A 21841-nucleotide genomic window follows, 5' to 3' on the forward strand; every position below is an offset into this window, starting at 1 on the left:
CCGCCCTGGCTGACGGTTTCCCCGGTCTGTAACCAGGCCGCGGCCCCGGCGGCGTCACAGGACGCTACGAATCGGTACAATGGTCAGTTGATTCCTCTGTTTTTTCTGACCGTCATGAACGCTTCGACCCTGCCCGACGTAGAACAAGCCCGCTTCAACATGGTGGAACAGCAGATCCGCCCCTGGGACGTCCTGGACGCCAACGTGCTGCAGGCGCTGTTCGATGTGCGCCGCGAACAGTTCGTTCCGCCGGCCCTGCGCGCCCTGGCGTTTTCCGACCTGGAACTGCCGCTGGAAATCAACGCGGTCAACACCCGCCAGACCATGCTCGCGCCCAAGGTCGAAGCCCGCCTGGCCCAGGAACTGCAACTGAGCAAATCCGACTGCGTGCTGGAAATCGGCACCGGCTCCGGCTACCAGGCCGCGCTGCTGGGCTACCTGGCGCAGCAGGTCACCTCGGTCGAGATCGACAGCCGCCTGGTCACGTTCGCGCAGCAGAACCTGCAGATGAACAACGTCACCAACGTCAAGGTCGAAACCGGCGACGGCCGCAACGGCTGGGGCTCCACCGAATACGACGCGATCCTGGTGACGGGTTCCGTGCCGGTCGTGCCGGACGCGCTCAAGTACCAGCTGCGCGTGGGCGGCCGCCTGGTCGTCGTCGTCGGCCAGGCCCCCGTCATGACGGCCTGTCGCATCACCCGCACCACCGCCGCCAGCTTCGAGACCGTCAATCTGTTCGAAACGGTCATCAAGCCCCTGCGCGGCGCCACGGTGTCGCAGTTCAAGTTCTGAGTTCCCAGGCGGGGCCCTTCGGCCCCGCCACGCCGGCCCGCCCGGCCACGGGCTCCCGCCCTGGATTCCCTGGAGCAGCACCCCTCCCCCTGACAGATCATGCGCGTCCGACTGCTTACGGCTTTACTGGTTTTTACCTCCGCCGCAAGTGTCGGCCCGTCTGCCGCGTGCGCGCAGAACCTGCTGCAGGTATGGCAATCCGCCCTGGGCAATGACCCGATCTACGCCGCGGCGCGCGCCAGCTACCGCGCCGGCCTCGAAAAAGAGCCGCAGGCGCGCGCCCTGCTGCTGCCCGAGGTCTCGGCCGGCGTCGGCGGCGCCTACCAGGAAACCCGCAGCACCCGCGGCCTGAGCATGGCCTACAGCGGCGGCCGCGGCGTCTGGGACCTGGCGCTGACCCAGCCGCTGTTCGACTGGGGCCGCTGGCAGAACTACGAGCAGTCCAAGCTCATCGTCGCCGACGTCGAAGTGCAATTGCAGCAGGCCTACCAGGACCTGCTGCTGCGCGTGGCCGACGCCTATTTCAACGTGCTGTACGCCCAGGACGCCCTGACCGCGACCGAGGCCGAGAAGGCCGCCGTGGCCGGCCAGCTGGAGTCGGCCAAGCGCAATTTCGAGCTGGGCAACGCCACCATCACCGACACCTACGAAGCGCAGGCGCGCTACGACCTGGTGGTGGCGCAGGAACTGCGCCTGCAGAACGACCTGGACGTGCGCCGCGAGGAACTGGCCAAGATCATCGGCACGGCCCCTGGCGCGCTGGCCGAACTGCCGCCCGGGGTGCAATTGCCCGCGCCGCAGCCGGCTCGCGTGGCGGACTGGAGCAACCAGGCCGAATCCTCCAGTCTGGAGGTGCTGCGGGCGCAACTGATGACCCGCATCGCCGGACGCGAAATCCAGATCGCCAGGAGCGGCCACTACCCCACCCTGAACCTGCGCGCCACCAGCGGCAGCGCCAGCGATGCGGTGATGCGCAACGCCGCGCCGGGCAAGCCGATCGACAGCACCATCGGCGTGGTGCTGTCGATTCCGCTGTATTCGGGGGGTGGCGTGTCCTCGCAGGTCACGGAAAAAGTGCAGCTGGAACAGAAGGCGCGCCACGATTTCGAGGCGGCGCGGCGCCAGGCGGTGCAGGCCGCGCGCCAGTACTACACCGGCGTCACCAGCGGCCTGGCGCGCATCCAGGCGCTGGAGGCGGGCGAGAAATCCAGCCGCGCCGCGGTCGAAGCCAACCGCACGGGCTACGAAGTGGGCGTGCGCATCAACCTGGACGTGCTCAACGCCCAGCAGCAGCTCTACGCCACCCAGCGCGACCTGGCGCTGGCGCGCTACAGCACGGTGCTGTCGGGGCTGCGCCTGAAGGCCACCAGCGGCATCCTGGCCGAGTCCGACCTGGACGCCATCAACCGCCTGCTGCGCGAGCCGCGCTGAGCGCGGGCGCGGTCAGCTGCCCTGGATCTTCCTGACCAGCGCCGTGGTGGACCGCTCGAACTCGAACGGAATGGCCACCGCGCGGCCGCCCCAGGACTTGACCAGGGCGGTCTCGGGCAGCTTTTCCATGTCGTAGTCGCCGCCCTTGACGATCAGGTCCGGCTTGAGCTGGCCGATCAGGGCCTCGGGCGTGTCCTCGTGGAACGAGGTCACTACGGTGACGAAGCCCAGCGCCGCCAGCAGCGCGGCGCGGTCTTCCATGCGGTTCAGCGGGCGCTCGGCGCCCTTGCCCAGGCGGCGCACCGACTCATCGGTATTGACCGCCACGACCAGCGTCGCGCCCAGCTGGGCGGCCTGGTCCAGGTAGGTGGCGTGGCCCCGATGCAGGATGTCGAAGACGCCATTGGTGAACACCAGCGGCCGCGGCAGGCGGCCGGCGGCAACGGCGGCGACGCAGTCGTCGCGGGACAGGACTTTGGATTCGAAACGGGCGGCTGGCATGGCGCGATTGTACGACGGCGGCCGCGGCCGCCGTCATCGGTCATCGAACGCGCCCGGCCGGGGCAGGCGCGCGCCGCCGTGGCGCCCGATCAGGCGCCGGCCAGCACGATTTCCTTTTCCTTGGGCACCACCAGCGCCGTCATTTCCTTGCGGTAGCGGTTCAGGTCCTTGACCGTCTCGAAGCTGCGGTCCATCAGCTTGGACAGGATGTGCAGGATACGGGTGGCGACCTTCTGTTCCCAGATGCCGTCGAAGCGGATCTGGCTGTCCAGCCAATGCTCCAGCCAGCCCGGCTCGGGCAGGCGCGACTGCACCGTGTCGTTGGGGAACAGGTCCTTGTTGACGTGCAGGTTGGTCGGATGCAGCGCCTGCTGGGTGCGGCCGGCCGAGGCCATCAGCACGCCGATCTTGGAGAACGCCAGGCGCGCCTGGACGCTGGTGTCCTCGCCGCGGTTGTGCAGCGCGCGGCGCATGTACTGCAGGTAGGCGCCGGCGTGACGGGCCTCGTCCTGCGCCACGGTCTTGTAGATGGCCTTGATGACCGGCTCGGTGTGCCATTCGGCGGCGCGGCGGTACCAGTGGTTCAGGCGCACCTCGCCGCAGAAGTGCAGCATCAGCGTTTCCAGCTCGGGCGCGACGTCGAATTCGAAGCGCACGTTGTGCAGTTCTTCTTCCGTGGGCACCAGATCGGGACGGAAGCGGCGCAGGTATTCGATCAGCACCAGGGAATGCTTCTGCTCTTCGAAGAACCACACCGACATGAAGGCGCAGAAATCGCTGTCGCCGCGATTGTCGCGCAGGAACATCTCGGTGGCCGGCAGCGCGGCCCATTCGGTGATGGCGTTCATCTTGATCGTGTGCGCCTGCTCGTCCGAGAGCTTGCTGCGATCGAAGTCGCCCCAGGGAATATCGTGCGCCATGTTCCAGCGCACCGCTTCCATGGTCTTGAAGAGTTCAGGATAAAGCATGTTCTGCCCTTGTTTTCGTCCCGCCAGTGGGGCTATAGAAATTGATGAATGGCGCACGCACTTGCCGGCGTGACGCTGCACAAGTCTGCCCAGCGCTATTTTTCGCCGTCTCCCGCGAAGCTATGATGACCGTTTCATGAATGAAACATGACAGGGGATCGCACTTACACCATCGCGCCGCCTATCGGGTCAATGCCCACAACGCCACCCCGATCCCCAGGGCCAGCACGCCAACCAGCGCCGCGACCAGCCGGTTGCTCTGCTCCTGGGCCCGCCGCAACTGCGCCATCTCGGCCAGCAGGGCCGGCGAGAGATTCGGGCGGTTCAGGTGGTCGTGGACCAGCCTGGGAAGCGCGGGCAGCATCTGCGACCACTGCGCGGCTTCTTTCTCCAGGCTCTGCCGCAAGCCCTTGATTCCGACACGCTGGCGCATCCAGCGTTCCAGGTAGGGCTTGGCGGTCTTCCAGAGATCCAGGTTGGGGTCGAGCTGCCGCCCCAGGCCTTCGACGTTCAGCAACGTCTTCTGCAGCAGCACCAGCTGCGGCTGGATCTCCACATTGAACCGGCGCGAGGTCTGGAACAGGCGCAACAGCACCTGGCCCAGCGAAATCTCGGACAACGGCCGGTCAAAATAGGGTTCGCAGACGGCGCGCACCGCGCCCTCCAGTTCTTCCTCGCGCGTATCGGGCGGCACCCAGCCGGACTCGATGTGCAATTGCGCCACGCGGCGGTAGTCGCGGTGGAAGAAGGCCAGGAAGTTCTGCGCCAGGTAGTTCTTGTCGAATTCCGACAGCGAGCCGACGATGCCGAAGTCCAGGGCGATGTAGCTGCCCAGCGTCTCGGGCCGGTCGGACACGTAGATGTTGCCCGGGTGCATGTCGGCGTGGAAGAAGCCGTCGGTGAACACCTGGGTAAAGAAGATCTCGACGCCGGTGCGCGCCAGGGTCGGGATGTCGATGCCGGCGGCGCGCATGCGCTCGACCTGGCCCACCGGCACGCCGTACATGCGCTGCATGGTGAACACGGTGGACGCGGTGTATTCCCAGATCACCTCGGGCACCATCAGCATGTCGCCGCGGCCGGATTCCGGGCCGAAATTGCGGCGCAACTGGCTGCAATTGGAGGCCTCGCGCACCAGGTCGAGTTCATCGTGCAGGTACTTGTCGAACTCGGCCACCACCTCGCGCGGCTTGAGCCGGCGGCCATCGGCGCCCAGGCGCTCGATGATGCGGGCCACGATCTTGAGCAGCGACAGGTCTTTCTCGATGATGCTGAGCATGCCCGGGCGCAGCACCTTGACCGCCACCTCGCGGCCGTCGTGCAGCACCGCGAAGTGCACCTGGGCGATGGAGGCCGACGCCACCGGGTCGACCTGGAACTGCGCGAACAGCTTTTCGGGCGGCGCGCCCAGCGCGGCCTCGATGCAGGCGGCGGCCTGGGCCGACGGGAACGGCGGCACGCGGTCCTGCAGCAGCGCCAGCTCGTTGGCGATGTCGGCCGGGATCAGGTCGCGGCGGGTCGACAGCACCTGGCCGAACTTCACGAAGATCGGCCCCAGCGATTCCAGCGCCAGGCGCAGCCGCAGGCCGCGCGGCTTGCGCGGCCGGGTGCCCAGGCGGATGACGCGCAGCAGGCAGGTGGCCAGCGGATGGTTCAGGCTGGAGAGCACCAGCTCGTCCAGGCCATAGCGCAGCGAAACCAGGATGATGCGGAACAGGCGCAGCAACGGGAACATGGGTCAGGCGCCCCGCTTGCCGGCGGCCGTGGCCAACCGCGATTGCAGGGCGGCGGCCGAGCGCGCCAGCGCGTCGGCGCGGGCGTTCAGCTCGGCCAGGTCCAGGCGCCATTGCTCCAGCGCCGGCCGGCCCAGCAACATGCCGTTTTCCTCGGCCAGGTATTCGGACACATTCTCGGCCAGGCGCTGGCCGGCCTGGCGCGCGCCGCCGGTCGCCGCGCGCAGGCCGCCGACGATGCGCAACGCCGGAATGTCGCCGACCAGGCGGGCCAGGCTGTCCTCGGGGTCCCAGCGCAACTGCTTGGACAGGTCCGCCACCACCTGCGCCAGGGCCGCGTCACCGGAGATGTGCGTGGCCTCGGCGAAATCGGGCGTTTCGCCCCCCGCGCCCAGGCGCGGCAGCGGCAGCCTCTCGGGCGCCACCGTCAGGGTCACGTCGGGCACCACCGCCGCGTCGGCCTGGGCCGCCAGGCCCTCGCTGTCGATGGTCAGGCCCAGGGTGAATCCGCCCAGCGCGAAACGCACCGTCTTGCCGGCATGGCGGGCCAGGCGTTCGCGCGCCCAGTCTTCGCGCTTCAACAGGGCGTTGAGCGCGCCGACGGCCAGCCGTGCAGGAGTAGGCAGAAACGAAAAAGGCGACATGACGGTCCGCGGCCCCGCGGGCGGGGGTGACGAAGTTGATGGGTAAATCGGGAGTGTACCGGGTTGGATGGGGGTCTGTTACGGGAAGTCCGGGCGCCGTTTGCGCCGACGCATGGAAAAACCGGCCCTGAAGGGCCGGTTGTGGCGGACGGCCGCCTGGCCGCCCCGCTATCGGAAGAGAGACGCCGCCGCGATCAGCTGGCGTATTCGACCGGGATCTGCTGGATGCCGGCCAGCAGCCAGCCGCCGTTGGCGGGCTTGAACAGGTTCCAGACTTCCTCGAAGCGGAAGGCTTCGGCGCCCGGGGTCTCGCGCAGCATGCCCGAGAAGCGCACGCTGGCCAGGTGGCCGTCGGACACCGTTTCGATGCCCAGCAGCTCGGCGTTCAGCAGCACCACTTCGGTCTTGTTGGGCGCGGCGCCGCGCTCGGCCAACTGCGGCTTGAGCTCGGTGATCAGGTCGTCGGTCAGGTAGTCGCGCAGGCGATCGGTGCTGCCGCTGTCCCACACGGCCTGGATGCGCACGAACTGTTCCTTGGCCTGCTTCAGGAAGTTGGGCGTATCGAAGTCGCCGGGCACGAACCAGTTGTTGTCGTCGCCTGCCTTGGGCAGCACGGCGGCCGGCGCCGCGGCGGCAGCGGCCGGCGCCGCGGCCGGGGCGGTCGGCTTCAGCGCTTCACGCCACATGGGCTGTTGCTGCGGCTGGCCGGGCGCGTTGTTGGCGCCACCGAAGGCACCCTGGGTGGCCGGACGCGGCGCGGCGCCGCGCAGGCGGCGGATGATGAACATCACGGCAAACACGACCAGGGCGATCAGCAGCGCGGACGACAGGAATTCGGCGAAAGCGCCCGACAGGCCCATGCTCGACAGCAAGGCGGCGATGCCCAGGCCGGCGGCGATGCCGGCGATGGGGCCCAGCCAGCGCGATGCGCCGCTCTTGGCGGCGGCGCTCGCGGCACCGGCCGTGGCCGCGCCGGCGGCCGCCGGCGCCGCGGTGGCGCCCGCGGTGTTGCTGGCGGCGGTCGGCGGCGTGGTGGCCTGGCGCTGCTGGGTCACATTGGAGGATTGGCGGCCGACGCTGCTGCCGCCGCCGGCGCGGCGGGCTTCGGCGTCGAACGACGCCGTTACCAGCGCGGCGCCGGAAATGGCGATGAGCGCCGCGGCGACAAACCGCGAGAAACAGAATTTGGTCATGGATGTGCTCCCTCGTACCCGCGCCCCGCTGCCCCCGAGCAGCGGAAGGCCGCACGGATCGTGCGGTCCTTCAGCGCGACTTCCTTACAGTAATCTGAATGACGTAAGAATAACGGACAAGCCGCCGCCCCACAAGTTCCCCCGGGGCAACGGCAAGCCGAATCGGACCCAGCGCAATCAGGCCAGGCGCACGCCCTCGTGCAGGGCCGCGATGCCGGCCGTCAGGTTGAAGTACTGCACCCGCTCCAGGCCGGCGGTGCGCAGCATGTCGGCCAGGGTTTCCTGGTCGGGATGCATGCGGATGGATTCGGCCAGGTAGCGGTAGCTGGCCTCGTCCTTGGCCACCGTCTTGCCCAGCCAGGGCAGCACGTTGAAGGAATACCAGTCGTAGGCCGGCGCCAGCGGCTTGGCGATGCGGGAGAACTCCAGCACCAGCAGCTTGCCGCCCGGCTTGAGCACGCGGGTCATCTCGGCCAGGGCGCGATCCTTGTGGGTCATGTTGCGCAGCCCAAAAGCCACGCTGACGCGGTCGAAATAGCCCGTCGGGAACGGCAGGCGCTCGGCGTCACAGACGGCGGTGGGCACCAGCTGGCCGGCGTCGGCCAGGCGGTCGCGGCCGACGCGCAGCATGGAATCGTTGATATCGGTCAGCCAGACCTCGCCGGTGGGGCCCGCGCGCTTGGCGAAAGCCTTGGCCAGGTCGCCGGTGCCGCCCGCGATGTCCAGCACCTTCATGCCGGGGCGGATGGCGGCGCGACCGATGGTGAAGGCCTTCCAGACGCGGTGCAGGCCGGCCGACATGAAATCGTTCATGATGTCGTAGCGCTGCGCCACCGAGTGGAAGACTTCGGCGACCTTGCGGGCTTTTTCGCTTTCCGGCACCGATTGGAAGCCGAAATGCGTCGATTGGGACGCGGAATCCGCGGAATGTTGCGATTCGGAGGGGTTTTGCATGGTGAATTCCCGATATATCGTCCAATGGTAGCCTATCGGGGCCCGCCGGATGCCGCCCGCGGGCGCGGGAAGGCGCCGTGCGGTCACATACCTGAAATATTGCGGCCATACTATCGCAATGTTCGCGCCGCGCCGGCGCTCCGAAGCGTGCCCTATTCGCCATGTCCAGCACCATCCTCGTCGTCGAAGACGAACCCGCAATCCAGGAACTGATCGCCGTCAACCTGTCCTTCGCCGGCCACAAGGTGCTGCGCGCCTTCGACGCCGACCAGGCCCAGACCCTGATCCGCGCCGAACTGCCCGACCTGATCCTGCTGGACTGGATGCTGCCCGGCACCTCCGGCCTGGCCATGGCGCGCAAGCTGCGCAACGACGAGCGCACCCGCGCCGTCCCGGTCATCATGCTGACCGCCAAGGGTTCCGAGCAGGACAAGGTCGATGGCCTCGAAGCCGGGGCCGACGACTACATCACCAAGCCCTTCTCGCCCAAGGAGCTGATGGCCCGCATCAAGGCCGTGCTGCGCCGCCGCGCGCCGCAACTGACCGACGACGTGATCGACGTCGGCGGCCTCAAGCTCGATCCGGTGACGCACCGCCTGTCGGGCAACAGCCAGTCGCTGCAGATCGGCCCCACCGAATTCCGCCTGCTGCATTTCTTCATGACCCATCCGGAACGCGTGTTCTCGCGTTCGCAACTGCTGGACCAGGTCTGGGGCGATCACGTCTTCGTCGAGGAACGCACCGTCGACGTGCACATCCGCCGCCTGCGCAAGGCCCTGGAGCCCAGCGGCCACGATGCGCACGTGGAAACGGTGCGCGGCAGCGGCTACCGGTTTACGGCACAGGTCCCGGCGCGGTAAAACTCCCGCACGATGATCTGGCTGCGCACCCTTATCCTGGTCGCCCTGTGGGCGGCGATCGCGCTATTGGCGCAATGGCTCATTGGAGATCCCGCCGGCTGGGTGCTGTTCAGCGCCGCCCTGGTCGTCATGCTGCTGTGGCGCAGCTGGCGCCTGCACCTGGTTTCCCACTGGGCCAGGCATCCCGACACCTCGCCGCCCGCCTCGGTCGGCCCCTGGGACGATATCCTCGCCCCCCTCTACCGCTACACCCGCGCCCGGGCCCGCGAGCTGGCCGAAACCCGCGACACCATGCAGGGCATGCTGGCGGCGGCCCAGGCCCTGCCCGACGGCGCGGTCACGCTCAATGAAGACTTCCAGATCGACTGGTGCAACCGCATGGCGCGCCAGCACCTGGGCCTGCGCCTGCCGGCCGACCGCGGCCACAACCTGCTGAACCTGCTGCGCGCGCCGGAATTCGTCGAATACGCGCACCGCGCCTCCTGGCCCGATCCCATCCTGGTGCGCCTGGGCCAGAACGGCCAGGAGCGGCTGATGATGATGCAGCTGACGGCCTACGCCAGCAACCAGCGCCTGCTCATCACCCGCGACGTGACCCAGATCGAGCGCCTGGAAACCACGCGCCGCGATTTCGTCGCCAACGTCTCGCACGAGCTGCGCACGCCGCTGACGGTGCTGGCGGGTTTCCTGGAAACGCTGCGCGACATGCCCGCCGACGCCCTGCCCCCCGAGCAGCGGGCGCAGTACCTGGACATGATGCACGAGCAGGCCCAGCGCATGCAGGCCATCGTCGAGGACCTGCTGACGCTGTCGACGCTGGAATCGTCGCCGGGCAGCGACCCGCGCGCGGTCAACATGGGCGCGCTGCTGCAAAAGGCGCGCCAGCAGATCGAGGCGCTGTCGGGCGGACGCCATGTGATCGAATGGCACATCGACGAAACCGTCGACGTGCTCGGCGCCGAGACCGAACTGACCTCGGCCCTGTCGAACCTGCTGACCAACGCCGTACGCTACACGCCCGACGGCGGCACCATCACCGTGCGCTGGGAACGCGAGGCCGACGGCGGCGGGCGCTACAGCGTGCAGGACACCGGCATCGGCATCCCCGCGCGCCACATCCCGCGCCTGACCGAACGCTTCTACCGCGTCGACCGCGGCCGCTCGCGCGCGGTCGGCGGCACCGGCCTGGGCCTGGCCATCACCAAGCACATCGCCATGCGCCACGATGCCGAGCTGCTCATCAGCAGCGAGCCTGGCAAGGGCAGCCTGTTCGCGCTGCGCTTCCCGCCGGATCGCATCGCGGTCGACCCATCCGCCTGACACGCCGGCGCGCCACGCGCATGATCCGCGCCGCAACCGCGGCGCGGATGGTAAATTCCCGGCCATGCGCATCCTGGTCATCGAAGACGAACCCAAGCTGGCCGACTACCTCAAGAAAGGCCTGTCGGAGCAGAGCCATGTGGTCGACCTGGCGCGCGACGGCGTCAACGGCCTGCACCTGGCGCTGGAAGGCGCCTACGACCTGATCGTGCTGGACGTGATGCTGCCCGGCGTGGATGGCTTCGGCATCCTGGCCGCGGTGCGCGCCAACAAGGACACGCCGATCCTGATGCTGACCGCGCGCGACGCCGTCGAGGACCGCGTGCGCGGGCTGGAAGGCGGCGCCGACGATTACCTGATCAAGCCCTTCGCCTTCTCCGAGCTGCTGGCCCGCGTGCAGGCGCTGCTGCGGCGCGGCCGCTCGCAGGAACCCACCGTGTTCCGCCTGGCCGACCTGGAACTCGACCTGGCGCGGCGCAAGGTCGCGCGCGGCGGCCGCCGCCTGGACCTGACCGCCAAGGAATTCAACCTGCTGGCCCTGCTGCTGCGGCGCCAGGGCCAGGTGCTGTCGCGCACCACCCTGGCCGAACAGGTCTGGGACATGAATTTCGACAGCGACACCAACGTCATCGACGTGGCCGTGCGGCGCCTGCGCAGCAAGCTGGACGACCCGTTCGAGGCCAAGCTGCTGCACACCGTGCGCGGCATGGGCTACGTGCTCGAATCGCGGCCGGAGCCCGCGCGCGGATGAAGCCGCCGCGCGTGCGCTCGATGCAGGCGCGCCTGACCCTGCTGCTGGGCGCGATCGCGCTGCTGGTTTCCAGCCTGGCCGGCGCCACCCTGTTCTGGGCCCTCAAGCGCGAAGTCGAACGCCAGGAGATCACCGAGGTCAGCGGCAAGCTGGAACTGATCAACCACCTGATCGACATGCAGAACAACGCGCGCGGCCTGCACGACCTGGCCGCCACCTTCGACGACATGCGCGCCGGCCAGAGCCAGCTCGGCATCTGGATCGTCGACGCGCAGGGCCATCCAGTCTATGGCGGCGCCATCCCCGAAACCCTGCAGGTCCTGCCGGACCGGCAGGTGCTGTTGCAGCAGGCCGACGGCAGCCGCCTGCGCGGCCTGCGCGTCGCGGTCGACGACCGCATCCTGCCAGGCGCGCAGTTGACGGTGGCGGTCAGCACCCGCACCAGTTCGCAGTTCCTTTACGCCTACGGCACCGCGCTGGCGCTGATCTGCGCGCTGTGGGTGGGCGCCACCGTGGTGCTGGCGGCCTGGGCCGTGCGCCGCAGCATGGCGCCCACGCGGCGGCTGTCGGAACAGGCGGCCCGCATCCAGCCCGACAACCTGGCCGTGCGCCTGCCGCTGCGCGACACCGACCGCGAGCTGCATGAGCTGGTGCTGTCGTTCAACCGCACGCTGGAACGGCTGCAGGCCGCCTACCAGCAGATGGAAGGATTCAACGCCGACGTGGCGCACGAACTGCGCACGCCGCTGGCCACGCTGATCAACGGCACCCAGGTGACCCTGTCCAGCGGCCGCGACGCGGCCGAGTTGCGCGACGCGCTCGAATCCAACCTGGAAACGCTGGAAGACCTGAAGACGCTGGTCAACGACATGCTGTTCCTGGCCCGCGCCGACCGCGGCGAGCGCGCCGCCGACCTGGCGCCGGTGTCGCTGGCCGCCGAGGCCCGGCGCGTCGCCGACTTCTACGAGGCGGCGCTGGAAGACCGCGGCGTCACGCTGCGCTGCGACGGCGACGCCATCGTCGCCGCCAACCCCGGACTGGTGCGCCGCGCGCTGGCGAACCTGATTTCCAACGCCATCAAGGCCACGCCGCGCGGCGGCGAGATCGTGCTGGCCTGCCAGCCTCGCCCGGCCGGCGCGCGGGTCGAAGTGCGCAACCCCGGCGCGCCGATCCCGGCGGCCGACCTGCCGCGCATCTTCGACCGCTTCTTCCGCTCCGGCCAGGCGCGCGCGCCGCGCAGCGAGGGCCACGGCCTGGGCCTGGCGATCGTGCGCGCCATCGCCCGCATGCATGGCGGCGAGGTCGACGCGGCCTCCGGCGCCGAGGGCACGGTGGTCGGCATCACCCTGCGCGGGTCGGGCCCGGACACCGCCGGCGGCCACATTACAAAGAAGTAATCTTCGCGACAGAACCGGGTCACCCCGGTTTTCCTAAAGTGCCTCCCATGGTCAACCCCCATCAAGGGAACAGCATGAAAGGCACTTTGCTCCGCATCACCCAGATCACGGCCCTGGCCGCGCTGCTCGGCACCGGCACCGCCTTCGCGGCCGGCGCCCATGGCGAACACGCCGGCCACGCCATGCCGGCGGCCTCCGCCCCCATCGGCACGCCCGGCGACGCCGCCCGCGTCACCCGCAGCATCGACATCGACATGACCGACGCCATGCGCTTCACGCCGGCGCAGGTGCAGGTCAAGGCCGGCGAGACCGTGCGCTTCAACGTGCGCAACTCGGGCCGCATCCGCCATGAAATGGTGCTGGGCACCGACGCCGACCTGCAGGCCCACTACGCCATGATGATGAAGGACCCCGGCATGCGCCACGAAGAGGCCAACGCGATCTCGCTGGAGGGGGGCAAGAGCGGCCAGATCGTCTGGAAGTTCGACCGCGCCGGCACCGTTTCTTTCGGCTGCCTGGAACCCGGCCACTACACCGCCGGCATGAAGGGCGCGGTGTCGGTGCAATAACGCCGCCGCGGATCCCTCATGAAAACCTTCCCTATTCCCACCCGCCGCCGCTTCGTGCAGGGACTGGCCGCCGGCGGCGCGTTGGCGGCGCTGGGCGGCTGGCGCGCCGCCAGCGCGGGCCCGCGCGCGGCGCAGGCCGCGGCCGCGCCCGCCGAACTGCGCGGCACCGAATTCCACCTGGAGATCGGCGAAACGCCGGTCAACTACACCGGCGCCGCCCGCATCGCCACCACCGTCAATGGCCAGGTGCCGGCCCCGCTGCTGCGCTGGCGCGAGGGCGACACGGTCACGCTGCACGTGACCAACCGCCTGCGCGAACAGACCTCGATCCACTGGCACGGTATCCTGCTGCCCACGGAAATGGACGGCGTGCCGGGCCTGAGTTTCCCGGGCATCGATCCGGGCCAGACCTTCACCTACCGCTTCGACGTGCGCCAGAGCGGCACCTACTGGTATCACAGCCACTCGGGGTTCCAGGAGCAGACCGGCCTGTACGGCGCCATCGTCATCGACCCGAAGCGGCCCGATCCCATCGCCGCGGACCGTGACTACACCGTGCTGCTGTCGGACTGGACGGACGAAGACCCGATGCGGGTCTTCGACAAGCTCAAGGCCATGCCCGACTACTACAACCGCAACCAGCCCAGCGTCGAGAGCCTGATCCGCGAGGCCGGCGAGAAGGGATGGCGGGCGGCGCTGTCCGAGCGCCTGATGTGGGAACAGATGCGCATGAACCCGTCCGACCTGGCGGACGTCTCCGGCGCCACGTACACCTTCCTGACCAACGGCGCGACGCCGGCCGGCAACTGGACCGGCCTGTTCAAGCCGGGCGAACGCGTGCGGCTGCGCTTCATCAACGGCTCGGCCATGACGTACTTCGACGTGCGCATCCCCGGCCTGAAGATGACGGTGGTGGCGGCCGACGGCCAGGACGTCCGGCCGGTCGACGTGGAGGAATTCCGCATCGCCGTGGCCGAGACCTACGACGTGATCGTCGAGCCCGCCGAAGACCGCGCCTACACCATCTTCTCGCAGGCCATGGACCGTTCCGGCTACGCCCGCGCCACCCTGGCGCCGCGCCCCGGCATGCAGGCCGAGGTGCCCGCGATCGACCGGGTGCAGCTGCTCGGCATGATGGACATGGGCATGAAGCACGACATGGGCGGCATGGATCATGGCGCCGCGCCCGAGGCGACCGCCGGCGCGATGGCCGGCATGAACCATGGCGCCATGCCCGGCATGGACCACGGCAGCTCCCACGGCGGCGGCGCGGACCAGGGCGGCATCGTCGAGGTCAGGCACCCCTATCCCGAGGAACGCGGCCCGGGCAATTCAATGCTGCCCGACGTGGTCTCCACCCGCCTGGACGACCCCGGCATCGGCCTGCGCGACAACGGCCGCCGCGTGCTGACCTACGCCGACCTGCGCTCGATCCGCGAACCCGACGACAACCGCGCGCCAACCCGCGAGATCGAGCTGCACCTGACCGGCAACATGGAACGCTACATGTGGTCGTTCAACGGCGTGAAGTTCTCCGACGCCAAGCCCATCGTGCTGCGCTACGGCGAGCGCGTGCGCTTCGTGCTGGTCAACGACACCATGATGACCCACCCCATCCACCTGCACGGCCTGTGGAGCGACCTGGAATCGCCCGACGGCGCCTTCCAGGTCCGCAAGCACACCCTGTCGCTCAATCCGGCGCAGCGCCTGAGCTACCGCGTCAGCGCCGATGCCCGCGGCAACTGGGCCTACCACTGCCACCTGCTGTACCACATGGAGGCCGGCATGTTCAGGGCGGTCGTGGTGGAGTAGGCGATGAGAAACCGGAATATGCGCACTTCCTTTCCCCCGTTCCGCCACGCCGCGCTGGCCGCCGCCCTGCTGGCGGCCCTGGCCGGCCAGCCGGCCCTCGGCCAGGCCATGAACGACCATTCCGGCATGGATCATGGTTCGATGCCGGACATGAACCACGGCGCCGCCAAGCCACAGCCCGCGATGCCGCCCGTCATGGACCATTCCTCCATGCCCGGCATGGACCACGGCAGCGCCAAGCCAAAGCCCGCGATGCCGCCCGCCATGGATCATTCCTCCATGCCCGGCATGAACCACGGCGCGCCGGCCGCCGCGCCGCCCGTCGGCAGCCTGCCGTCCAGCGACGGCGCCGGCGAGCGTGGCTATGACAGCTACGGCCTGCACCCGCACATGATGGACAGGGACGCCTCGTCGCGGCTGCTGTTCGACAAGTTCGGCTGGTCGCGCAACCGCGACGGCCAGAACGCGCTGGAATGGGACGGCCGCTTCTGGTGGGGCACCGCCACCGACCGGCTGGTGATCAAGAGCGAAGGCGAACGCGAAAGCGGCGGCGGTTCCGGCGCCAAGGTCGAGGCCCTCTGGAGTCACGCCATCTCGCCTTTCTGGGACCTGCAACTGGGCGCGCGGCGCGACTTCGGCACCGGTCCCAAGCGCAACTGGGCCGCGCTCGGCCTCGAGGGCGTGCTGCCCTACAACATCGAGTTCGAGACCACCGCCTACGCCGGCCCATCGGGCCGCACCGCGCTGGCCCTGAAGGCCGAGTACGATCTGCTGCTTACCCAGCGTCTGATTTTCACGCCGGAGATCGAGGCCAGCGCCTACGGCCGCAACGACCCGGAGCGCGGCATCGGCTCGGGCCTGTCCGACGCTTCGCTGTCGCTGCGCCTGCGCTACGAGATCACGCGCCAGTTCGCGCCCTACGTCGGGGTATCCTTCGAACGTAAGTTCGGCCGCACCGCGGACTATGCGTCCGCCGCCGGCCAAGGTCGCTCGCAGGCCGCCGTGCTGGCCGGCGTGAGCTTCTGGTTCTGATCTTTCTCGCGGAGACCCATGAAAACACCTCTCATCCCCGCCCGTCGCCTGCTGCTGGCGGCCGCGCTGTCCCTGCCCCTGTACGCCGCGCCGATCCTCGCGCAGGCCCAATCCGCCCCCAAGGTCCAGGTGTGGAAGACGCCCACCTGCGGCTGCTGCGAGGACTGGGTCAAGCACATGCGCGACAACGGCTTCGAGGTCACCACCCACGACGTCCAGGACACCGGCCCGGTGCGCCGCAACGCCGGCATGGCCGACTATGGCTCGTGCCATACGGCCGTGGTGGACGGCTATGCCATCGAAGGCCACGTGCCGGCCAGCGACGTGCGCCGCCTGCTGCTCGAAAAGCCCGATGCCGCCGGCCTTGCCGCGCCTGGCATGCCGCTGGGTTCGCCCGGCATGGACGGCCCCGAATACGGGGGCCGCAAGACGCCACATGATGTCCTGCTGGTGGACAAGCGCGGCGGCGCCAAGGTGTTCCAGGCGTATCGTTAGGAGATGCCCCGGGGATGCTCCCGGCCGGGCGGCGGGCGGCCGTTCTGAAACAATTCATCCCCACCCGGGCAATGGGTACCTCTTGCACCGCAGCAAAAATGCGCCACAATAAATAAAACGCATTTCTCACCCGACCCCTGGCAGTCATGGCACACATCGTCCTGTTCGAGAACATCCACCCGAGCGCCCGCGCCGTCTTCGAAGCCGCCGGCTACACCGACATCGTCACGCACGCCGCGGCCCTGCCGCCGGCGCAGCTGCAGGACGCCCTGCGCGGCGCCCAGGTCGCGGGCATCCGTTCTCGTACCCACCTGGATGCCGCCCTGCTGTCCGGCAACCCCGACCTGCGCGTGGTCGGCTGCTTCTGCATCGGCACCAACCAGGTCGACCTCGACACCGCCATGCAGCGCGGCATCCCGGTGTTCAATGCGCCCTTCTCCAACACCCGCTCGGTCGCCGAGCTGGTGCTGGGCGAAGCCATCCTGCTGTTGCGCCGCATCCCCGAAAAGAACGCCCGCGTCCATCTCGGCCACTGGGACAAGAGCGCCGCCGGCGCCTTCGAGACCCGTGGCAAGACGCTCGGCATCGTCGGCTACGGCAACATCGGCTCGCAGATCAGCACCCTGGCCGAAGGCCTCGGCATGCGCGTCATCTACCACGACGTCGAAGCCAAGCTGCCGCTGGGCAACGCCCGCCCGGCCGGCTCGCTCAACGACCTGCTGGAGCAGGCCGACGTGGTCACCCTGCACGTGCCCGGCGGCAAGTCCACCGAGAACATCATGAATGCGGAGACCATTGCCCGCATGCGCCGCGGCGCCATCCTCATCAACGCCTCGCGCGGCACCGTGGTCGACATCGACGCCCTGCACGCCGCGCTCAAGTCCGGCCATCTGGCGGGCGCCGCGCTCGACGTGTTCCCCACCGAACCCAAGGGCGCCGACGAACCGCTGGCCAGCCCGCTGATCGGCCTGCCCAACGTCATCCTCACCCCGCACATCGGCGGCAGCACGCAGGAATCGCAAGAGAACATCGGCCGCGAAGTGGCCGAGAAGCTGGTGCGCTTCCTGCAGGCCGGCACCACCAAGGGCGCGGTCAACTTCCCCGAACTGCCCTACCTGGAACAGGCCGGCGCCACCCGCATCCTGCACGTGCACCGCAACGCCCCCGGCGCGCTGGGCACGCTGGACAACCTGATGGCGCAGCACGGCCTGAACATCGTCAGCCAGACCCTGCAGACCAAGGGCCAGATCGGCTACGTGATCACCGACGTCGATGGCGAGGTCGATGATTTGGTCATGACGACGCTGCGCGATCATCCGATCACGGTGCGCTGCGACCGGCTGTAAAGGAAAGGCGCTCAAGAGAAAGGCCCGCGCGAGCGGGCCTTTTCCATGCGCGTGGCACGGGCGGATGCGGACGCAGGACGGCCGCGGCTGGACGGGAACGTGAGCCCCCAGACGCGGATCACATCATGCCCGGCCCGCGAAATGCGCCGCCACCCAGCGCTCACAGACGTCCCACAATTTCGGCGCCCCGCGCTGGATCACCGGCCCGTAGCGGGCCAGCACCTGCTCGCGCGACACGCCGTTCTCGGTCCAGGTGCCGCCACCCGTGAACACGTTGATCAGCAGCGGCTGGAAGCGGTCCAGCGCCTTGGCGAAGCGCGCGTCCTCGCTCTCGGCCTGCTCGAATTCCCGCCACAGCGCCAGGAACTCATCGCCCTGCGGCGAGGGCAGCAAGCCGAACAGCCGCTGCGCCGCCTTGTCCTCGTGCTCGGCCTGCCAGGCCGCCGACGATCCGCCGTGGATCGGGAAATCGCCGACGTCGATCTCGACCACGTCGTGCAGCAGCAGCATCCGCATGACCCGCTGGGTATCCACCGGACCGCTGGCGTATTCGCTCAGCACCAGCGCGTACAGCGCCAGGTGCCAGGAATGCTCGGCGGAATTCTCCTTGCGGCTGCGGTCCAGCAGCGGCGATTGCCGGACGACGGTCTTGAGCCGGTCGATTTCGCGGAGGAATTGCAGCTGTTTTTCCAGTGAGGTCGATGCCATGGTGTCCTGCGTGGGTGGCGGTCTTGGCGCGAATGCCGATCGCATCCCCGACACTGTACCGCCCTGGCTGGCTCAGGGCGCCAACGCGGCCCCCGCCGCCCGCGCCAGGCACTCGGCCATCTTGCCGCGGACGCTGCCGGCGTCGAACGGCAACCGCCCGATGAGGCCGATCTCGCGATGAAACGCCGCATCGCCCAGCGACACCAGCCGCAGGCCGTCCGTATCCAGGCCGCGCAAGCGCGGCAGCAGCGCCACGCCCAGTCCGTGGCGCACCATGTTGGCGATGGCCTCGATCTCGTCCAACTCCACGGCCTCGTGCACCGTGATGCGCTGCTTCTTCAGGAACAGGTCCACCACGCGCCCGCCGAACGACGCGCGGTCGTAGCGGATGAAGGGCTGCGCCGCCAGCACCTCGCGCCACGGCGCCAACGCCATCGCGGCCGGCATGGCCAGCACCACTTCCTCGCGCAGCAACGGCTGCCAGCCCAATTCCGGCGGCAGCGCGAACGGCGGCCGGATCAGCAGCGCCATGTCGACCTCGCCGGCGTCCACCTGCCCCAGCAGCGACAGCGACACCCCCGGCACGATCCGCACCCGCACGTCGGGGTAGCCGGCGCGGAACTCGCCCAGCGCCCGCACCAGCAGGTCCTGCTGCACCGAGGCGATGGCGCCGATGCGCAGCGATCCGCTGACGTGGCCGGCGCCGGCCGTGGACGCCATGCGCTCGGCCATGGCCACCAGTTCCTCGGCCTGCGGCAGCATCTCGCGGCCATGGTCGTTGAGCACGGCGGCGCGCGCGCTGCGGTCGAACAGCGCCACGCCCAGATAGTCTTCCAGGCGCTTGATCTGCGCGCTGACGGCCGACTGGGTCAGGCCCAGCTGGGCGCCCGCCCCGGTGAAGGTGCCGTCGCGCGCCACGGCGATGAAGGTCTTGAATTCTTTGATCACAATCAATATTTTCGATGCTAAGACACAAAAAATATCGTTTTTCAATCAAAAAAACAATTCATAAACTAGCAGCTCAGGACACGACCCGATAGCGATCGTCCGCATTCTGAATTACCTTTTCCGCCTCATCCGGAGCTTTTCATGACCGCTCAAACCAACCTGCCGCCGTTCCACCTGGCCTTCCCGGTCCGCGACCTGGCCGAAGCCCGCGCCTTCTACGGCGAAAAGCTGGGCTGTCCGGAGGGCCGCAGCTCGCCCGAATGGATCGACTTCAACTTCTACGGCCACCAGATCGTCGCCCACCTGGCCCCCAGCGAGTGCGGCCACAAGGCCACCAGCGCGGTCGATTCGCACAATGTGCCCGTGCGCCATTTCGGCGCGGTGCTTTCCATGGAACAATGGGAAGCCATGGCCAAGCGCCTGACCGATGCCGGCACCGAGTTCGTCATCGAGCCCTACATCCGCTTCAAGGGCGAAGTCGGCGAACAGGCCACCATGTTCTTCCTGGATCCGTCGGGCAACGCGCTGGAATTCAAGGCGTTCAAGAACCTGGATTCGTTGTTCGCCAAGTAATCCGTCTCTACAGGTTTCGTGCCGTTGAACGCAACACCAGACCCATCTTCTTCGGCCGAAGCCACCTGGCGCATCCAGCCCCAGGGTGACCGCTGCCTCATCGTTTCTTTCGGCGACCGGATCGACGCCGCCGTGGGCCGCACCTGTCTGGCGGCGGCGCGCAAGCTGCGCGACGCCGGCCTGCCGGGGGTGACCGACGTGGTGCCGTCGTTCGTGGCGGTGGCCGTGCATTACCGACCCGACGGGCTGGGCCAGGGCCCCACCTACGCCGACCTGGCCGAGCGCATCGAAGCGCTGCTGGCCGACGGCATCGCGGCCGACAATGCCGCCGGCCGCGAGGTCGACGTACCGGTCTGCTACGGCGGCGAGCACGGGCCCGACCTCGACGAGGTCGCCCGCGCCGCCGGCCTGACGCCCGACGAAGTCATCGCCCTGCACAGCGGACCGCGCAGCATGGTGTTCATGCTGGGCTTCGCCCCCGGCCACGCCTACCTGGGCGTGCACGACGAAAAACTGAACCTGCCGCGGCGCCCCTCGCCGCGCACCGCCGTGCCGGCCGGCGCGGTGGCCATCGCCAACCGCCAGACGGTGATCTACCCCAACCGCCTGCCCGGCGGCTGGCACATCATCGGCACCACGCCGCTGACCATGTTCGACCCCGCGCGCGAGCCGGCCGCCTACCTGCAGCCGGGCGACTCGGTGCGCTTCGTGCCGATCAGCGCCGACGAATTCGCGCGCCTGCGGGGGAACCGGCCGTGAGCATCACCATCATCAAGCCGGGCATGCTGTCCAGCTTCCAGGACCGCGGCCGCGAGGGCTACCAGCACCAGGGCATCCCGGCCGCCGGCGCCATGGACGAACGCGCCCACCGCCTGGCCAACGCGCTCGCCGGCAACAGCGGCGACCCCGCCACGCTCGAAATGACCCTGACCGGCCCGACCCTGCGCTTCGACGCGCCGGCCTGCTTCGCGCTGGCCGGGGCCGACCTGGGCGCCACGCTCAACGGCCAGGAGATCCCGCAGCACCGGCCGCTGGTGGCCCGCGCCGGCGACACGCTGGCCTTCGGCGCGCGGCCCGCCAACGGCGTGCGCGGCTACCTGGCGGTGCACGGCGGCTTCGCGCTGGCGCCGGTGATGGGCAGCGAAACCACCTACCTGCGCAGCGGCTTCGGCGGCTTCGAGGGCCGCGCGCTGGCCAAGGGCGACCAGGTCGGCTTGCGCCAGCCGCTCGATGGCCACGGCCTGGACGCGCTGCAAAAGGCCCTGTGGGACCTGCGCATCTACCTGCCCGGCACGCTCGGCCACAAGCAGCGCGACGCCATCCGCTTCCTGCCCGGCATGCAGTGGCAGGAATTCTCCGAAGCCAGCCGCCACGCCTTCGGCGGCTCGGAATTCCGCATCAGCCCGCAGTCCGACCGCATGGGCTACCGCCTGCAGGGTCCGGCGCTGTCCATGAGCCAGCCGCGCCAGATGCTGTCCGAGGCGGCCTGCTTCGGCACCGTGCAGGTGCCGTCGGGCGGCGAGGCCATCATCCTCATGGCCGACCGGCAGACCACCGGCGGCTATCCCAAGATCGCGCAGATCGCCAGCGTCGACCTGCCCTTGCTGGCGCAGTACGCGCCGGGACGCGCGCTGCGGTTCGCCATGATCGAACTCGACGAGGCGCAACGCCTGGACGGCGAGCGCGAACGCGCCTTCGCCCAGTTGCTGGACGCGCTGGCGCCGCTGCGCGCGCTGCTGGGGCCTGGCCACCCTTGAGGCCAGCTCGCAAGCGCCCCCGAATAACCGCCCGAACCTCCACAGGAACCCCAT

22 protein-coding genes are annotated in these 21841 nt (G+C 69.0%); 14 read left to right on the top strand and 8 right to left on the bottom strand.

Going from position 1 to position 21841, the window contains the following annotated elements; translation table 11 throughout:
* Positions 1–114: 114 nt before the first annotated feature.
* Entirely contained in the window at positions 115–795 is a 681-nt protein-coding gene (locus tag DK459_RS15330; protein WP_006386870.1) for a protein-L-isoaspartate O-methyltransferase, read from the top strand.
* Between the two features lie 99 nt (positions 796–894).
* On the top strand, positions 895–2226 hold the full coding sequence (locus DK459_RS15335; RefSeq protein ID WP_110134850.1) for a TolC family outer membrane protein: 1332 nt from the start codon (positions 895–897) through the stop codon (positions 2224–2226).
* 12 nt (positions 2227–2238) lie between these two features.
* Here the strand turns inward: DK459_RS15335 and DK459_RS15340 are convergent, their stop codons facing one another.
* The 6 genes from DK459_RS15340 to ubiE form a co-directional block, all read right to left on the bottom strand.
* Positions 2239–2727: an adenylyltransferase/cytidyltransferase family protein gene (locus tag DK459_RS15340; protein WP_006386868.1), complete on the bottom strand. Its 489-nt coding sequence runs from the start codon at positions 2725–2727 to the stop codon at positions 2239–2241.
* Between the two features lie 89 nt (positions 2728–2816).
* Entirely contained in the window at positions 2817–3695 is an 879-nt protein-coding gene (locus DK459_RS15345) for a ferritin (RefSeq protein ID WP_006386867.1), read from the bottom strand.
* A gap of 181 nt (positions 3696–3876) precedes the next feature.
* Positions 3877–5430, bottom strand: a complete 1554-nt coding sequence (ubiB, locus tag DK459_RS15350) for a ubiquinone biosynthesis regulatory protein kinase UbiB (protein ID WP_006386866.1) — start codon at positions 5428–5430, stop codon at positions 3877–3879.
* Between the two features lie 3 nt (positions 5431–5433).
* Complete coding sequence (locus DK459_RS15355) at positions 5434–6072, bottom strand: SCP2 domain-containing protein (RefSeq protein WP_024067599.1); 639 nt, start codon at positions 6070–6072, stop codon at positions 5434–5436.
* Positions 6073–6266: 194 nt separating this feature from the next.
* Positions 6267–7265 carry a Tim44 domain-containing protein gene (locus DK459_RS15360; protein WP_110134851.1) on the bottom strand — a complete coding sequence of 333 codons (999 nt, stop codon included), beginning with the start codon at positions 7263–7265 and terminating at the stop codon, positions 6267–6269.
* A 177-nt stretch (positions 7266–7442) separates the two neighbouring features.
* Complete coding sequence (ubiE, locus tag DK459_RS15365) at positions 7443–8219, bottom strand: bifunctional demethylmenaquinone methyltransferase/2-methoxy-6-polyprenyl-1,4-benzoquinol methylase UbiE (RefSeq protein ID WP_006386863.1); 777 nt, start codon at positions 8217–8219, stop codon at positions 7443–7445.
* A gap of 161 nt (positions 8220–8380) precedes the next feature.
* Here ubiE and phoB point away from each other — a divergent pair, with 161 nt between their 5' ends.
* The 9 genes from phoB (at position 8381) to serA (ending at position 17801) form a co-directional block, all read left to right on the top strand.
* The gene (gene phoB / locus DK459_RS15370) at positions 8381–9079 is read left to right on the top strand and encodes a phosphate regulon transcriptional regulator PhoB (protein WP_006386862.1); all 699 of its coding nucleotides are present in this window, start codon (positions 8381–8383) and stop codon (positions 9077–9079) included.
* Positions 9080–9091: 12 nt separating this feature from the next.
* Entirely contained in the window at positions 9092–10399 is a 1308-nt protein-coding gene (gene phoR, locus DK459_RS15375; RefSeq protein WP_006386861.1) for a phosphate regulon sensor histidine kinase PhoR, read from the top strand.
* 64 nt (positions 10400–10463) lie between these two features.
* On the top strand, positions 10464–11150 hold the full coding sequence (locus DK459_RS15380; protein ID WP_006386860.1) for a heavy metal response regulator transcription factor: 687 nt from the start codon (positions 10464–10466) through the stop codon (positions 11148–11150).
* Complete coding sequence (locus DK459_RS15385; RefSeq protein ID WP_024067597.1) at positions 11147–12547, top strand: heavy metal sensor histidine kinase; 1401 nt, start codon at positions 11147–11149, stop codon at positions 12545–12547. The genes DK459_RS15380 and DK459_RS15385 overlap by 4 nt, the downstream gene beginning before the upstream one ends.
* Before the next feature lie 74 nt (positions 12548–12621).
* Complete coding sequence (locus tag DK459_RS15390; RefSeq protein WP_020925380.1) at positions 12622–13116, top strand: plastocyanin/azurin family copper-binding protein; 495 nt, start codon at positions 12622–12624, stop codon at positions 13114–13116.
* Positions 13117–13134: 18 nt separating this feature from the next.
* Positions 13135–14928, top strand: a complete 1794-nt coding sequence (locus DK459_RS15395) for a copper resistance system multicopper oxidase (RefSeq protein WP_038502731.1) — start codon at positions 13135–13137, stop codon at positions 14926–14928.
* An 18-nt stretch (positions 14929–14946) separates the two neighbouring features.
* Positions 14947–15960, top strand: a complete 1014-nt coding sequence (locus tag DK459_RS15400) for a copper resistance protein B (protein WP_082370889.1) — start codon at positions 14947–14949, stop codon at positions 15958–15960.
* Positions 15961–15978: 18 nt separating this feature from the next.
* Positions 15979–16455, top strand: coding sequence for a DUF411 domain-containing protein (locus DK459_RS15405; RefSeq protein WP_006386856.1), 477 nt, complete (start codon positions 15979–15981; stop codon positions 16453–16455).
* A gap of 146 nt (positions 16456–16601) precedes the next feature.
* Positions 16602–17801, top strand: a complete 1200-nt coding sequence (serA, locus tag DK459_RS15410; protein WP_006386855.1) for a phosphoglycerate dehydrogenase — start codon at positions 16602–16604, stop codon at positions 17799–17801.
* A 123-nt stretch (positions 17802–17924) separates the two neighbouring features.
* On the opposite strand, the gene DK459_RS15415 is transcribed toward serA, so the two are convergent.
* A complete protein-coding gene (locus DK459_RS15415) occupies positions 17925–18509 on the bottom strand; it encodes an HD family hydrolase (RefSeq protein WP_049053062.1) in 585 nt (194 codons plus the stop codon).
* 72 nt (positions 18510–18581) lie between these two features.
* On the bottom strand, positions 18582–19457 hold the full coding sequence (locus DK459_RS15420) for a LysR substrate-binding domain-containing protein (RefSeq protein WP_006386853.1): 876 nt from the start codon (positions 19455–19457) through the stop codon (positions 18582–18584).
* A gap of 141 nt (positions 19458–19598) precedes the next feature.
* On the opposite strand from DK459_RS15420, the gene DK459_RS15425 reads away from it, so the two are divergent.
* From DK459_RS15425 to DK459_RS15435, 3 genes are read left to right on the top strand one after another with little or no spacing between them, the layout of a single operon-like run.
* Complete coding sequence (locus DK459_RS15425) at positions 19599–20030, top strand: VOC family protein (protein WP_006386852.1); 432 nt, start codon at positions 19599–19601, stop codon at positions 20028–20030.
* Between the two features lie 24 nt (positions 20031–20054).
* On the top strand, positions 20055–20789 hold the full coding sequence (pxpB, locus tag DK459_RS15430) for a 5-oxoprolinase subunit PxpB (protein ID WP_070541060.1): 735 nt from the start codon (positions 20055–20057) through the stop codon (positions 20787–20789).
* Positions 20786–21787: a biotin-dependent carboxyltransferase family protein gene (locus DK459_RS15435; RefSeq protein WP_110134852.1), complete on the top strand. Its 1002-nt coding sequence runs from the start codon at positions 20786–20788 to the stop codon at positions 21785–21787. The genes pxpB and DK459_RS15435 overlap by 4 nt, the downstream gene beginning before the upstream one ends.
* Positions 21788–21841 lie beyond the last annotated feature (54 nt).

The organism is Achromobacter sp. RW408 (genome assembly GCF_003184165.1).
GTDB lineage: Bacteria > Pseudomonadota > Gammaproteobacteria > Burkholderiales > Burkholderiaceae_B > Achromobacter > Achromobacter xylosoxidans.

Coding starts and splice junctions, on each gene's coding strand:
- DK459_RS15330 (WP_006386870.1), top strand. CDS start 115: ATGAACGCTTCGACCCTGCCCGACGTAGAACAAGCCCGCTTCAACATG.
- DK459_RS15335 (WP_110134850.1), top strand. CDS start 895: ATGCGCGTCCGACTGCTTACGGCTTTACTGGTTTTTACCTCCGCCGCA.
- DK459_RS15340 (WP_006386868.1), bottom strand. CDS start 2,727: ATGCCAGCCGCCCGTTTCGAATCCAAAGTCCTGTCCCGCGACGACTGC.
- DK459_RS15345 (WP_006386867.1), bottom strand. CDS start 3,695: ATGCTTTATCCTGAACTCTTCAAGACCATGGAAGCGGTGCGCTGGAAC.
- ubiB (WP_006386866.1), bottom strand. CDS start 5,430: ATGTTCCCGTTGCTGCGCCTGTTCCGCATCATCCTGGTTTCGCTGCGC.
- DK459_RS15355 (WP_024067599.1), bottom strand. CDS start 6,072: ATGTCGCCTTTTTCGTTTCTGCCTACTCCTGCACGGCTGGCCGTCGGC.
- DK459_RS15360 (WP_110134851.1), bottom strand. CDS start 7,265: ATGACCAAATTCTGTTTCTCGCGGTTTGTCGCCGCGGCGCTCATCGCC.
- ubiE (WP_006386863.1), bottom strand. CDS start 8,219: ATGCAAAACCCCTCCGAATCGCAACATTCCGCGGATTCCGCGTCCCAA.
- phoB (WP_006386862.1), top strand. CDS start 8,381: ATGTCCAGCACCATCCTCGTCGTCGAAGACGAACCCGCAATCCAGGAA.
- phoR (WP_006386861.1), top strand. CDS start 9,092: ATGATCTGGCTGCGCACCCTTATCCTGGTCGCCCTGTGGGCGGCGATC.
- DK459_RS15380 (WP_006386860.1), top strand. CDS start 10,464: ATGCGCATCCTGGTCATCGAAGACGAACCCAAGCTGGCCGACTACCTC.
- DK459_RS15385 (WP_024067597.1), top strand. CDS start 11,147: ATGAAGCCGCCGCGCGTGCGCTCGATGCAGGCGCGCCTGACCCTGCTG.
- DK459_RS15390 (WP_020925380.1), top strand. CDS start 12,622: ATGAAAGGCACTTTGCTCCGCATCACCCAGATCACGGCCCTGGCCGCG.
- DK459_RS15395 (WP_038502731.1), top strand. CDS start 13,135: ATGAAAACCTTCCCTATTCCCACCCGCCGCCGCTTCGTGCAGGGACTG.
- DK459_RS15400 (WP_082370889.1), top strand. CDS start 14,947: ATGCGCACTTCCTTTCCCCCGTTCCGCCACGCCGCGCTGGCCGCCGCC.
- DK459_RS15405 (WP_006386856.1), top strand. CDS start 15,979: ATGAAAACACCTCTCATCCCCGCCCGTCGCCTGCTGCTGGCGGCCGCG.
- serA (WP_006386855.1), top strand. CDS start 16,602: ATGGCACACATCGTCCTGTTCGAGAACATCCACCCGAGCGCCCGCGCC.
- DK459_RS15415 (WP_049053062.1), bottom strand. CDS start 18,509: ATGGCATCGACCTCACTGGAAAAACAGCTGCAATTCCTCCGCGAAATC.
- DK459_RS15425 (WP_006386852.1), top strand. CDS start 19,599: ATGACCGCTCAAACCAACCTGCCGCCGTTCCACCTGGCCTTCCCGGTC.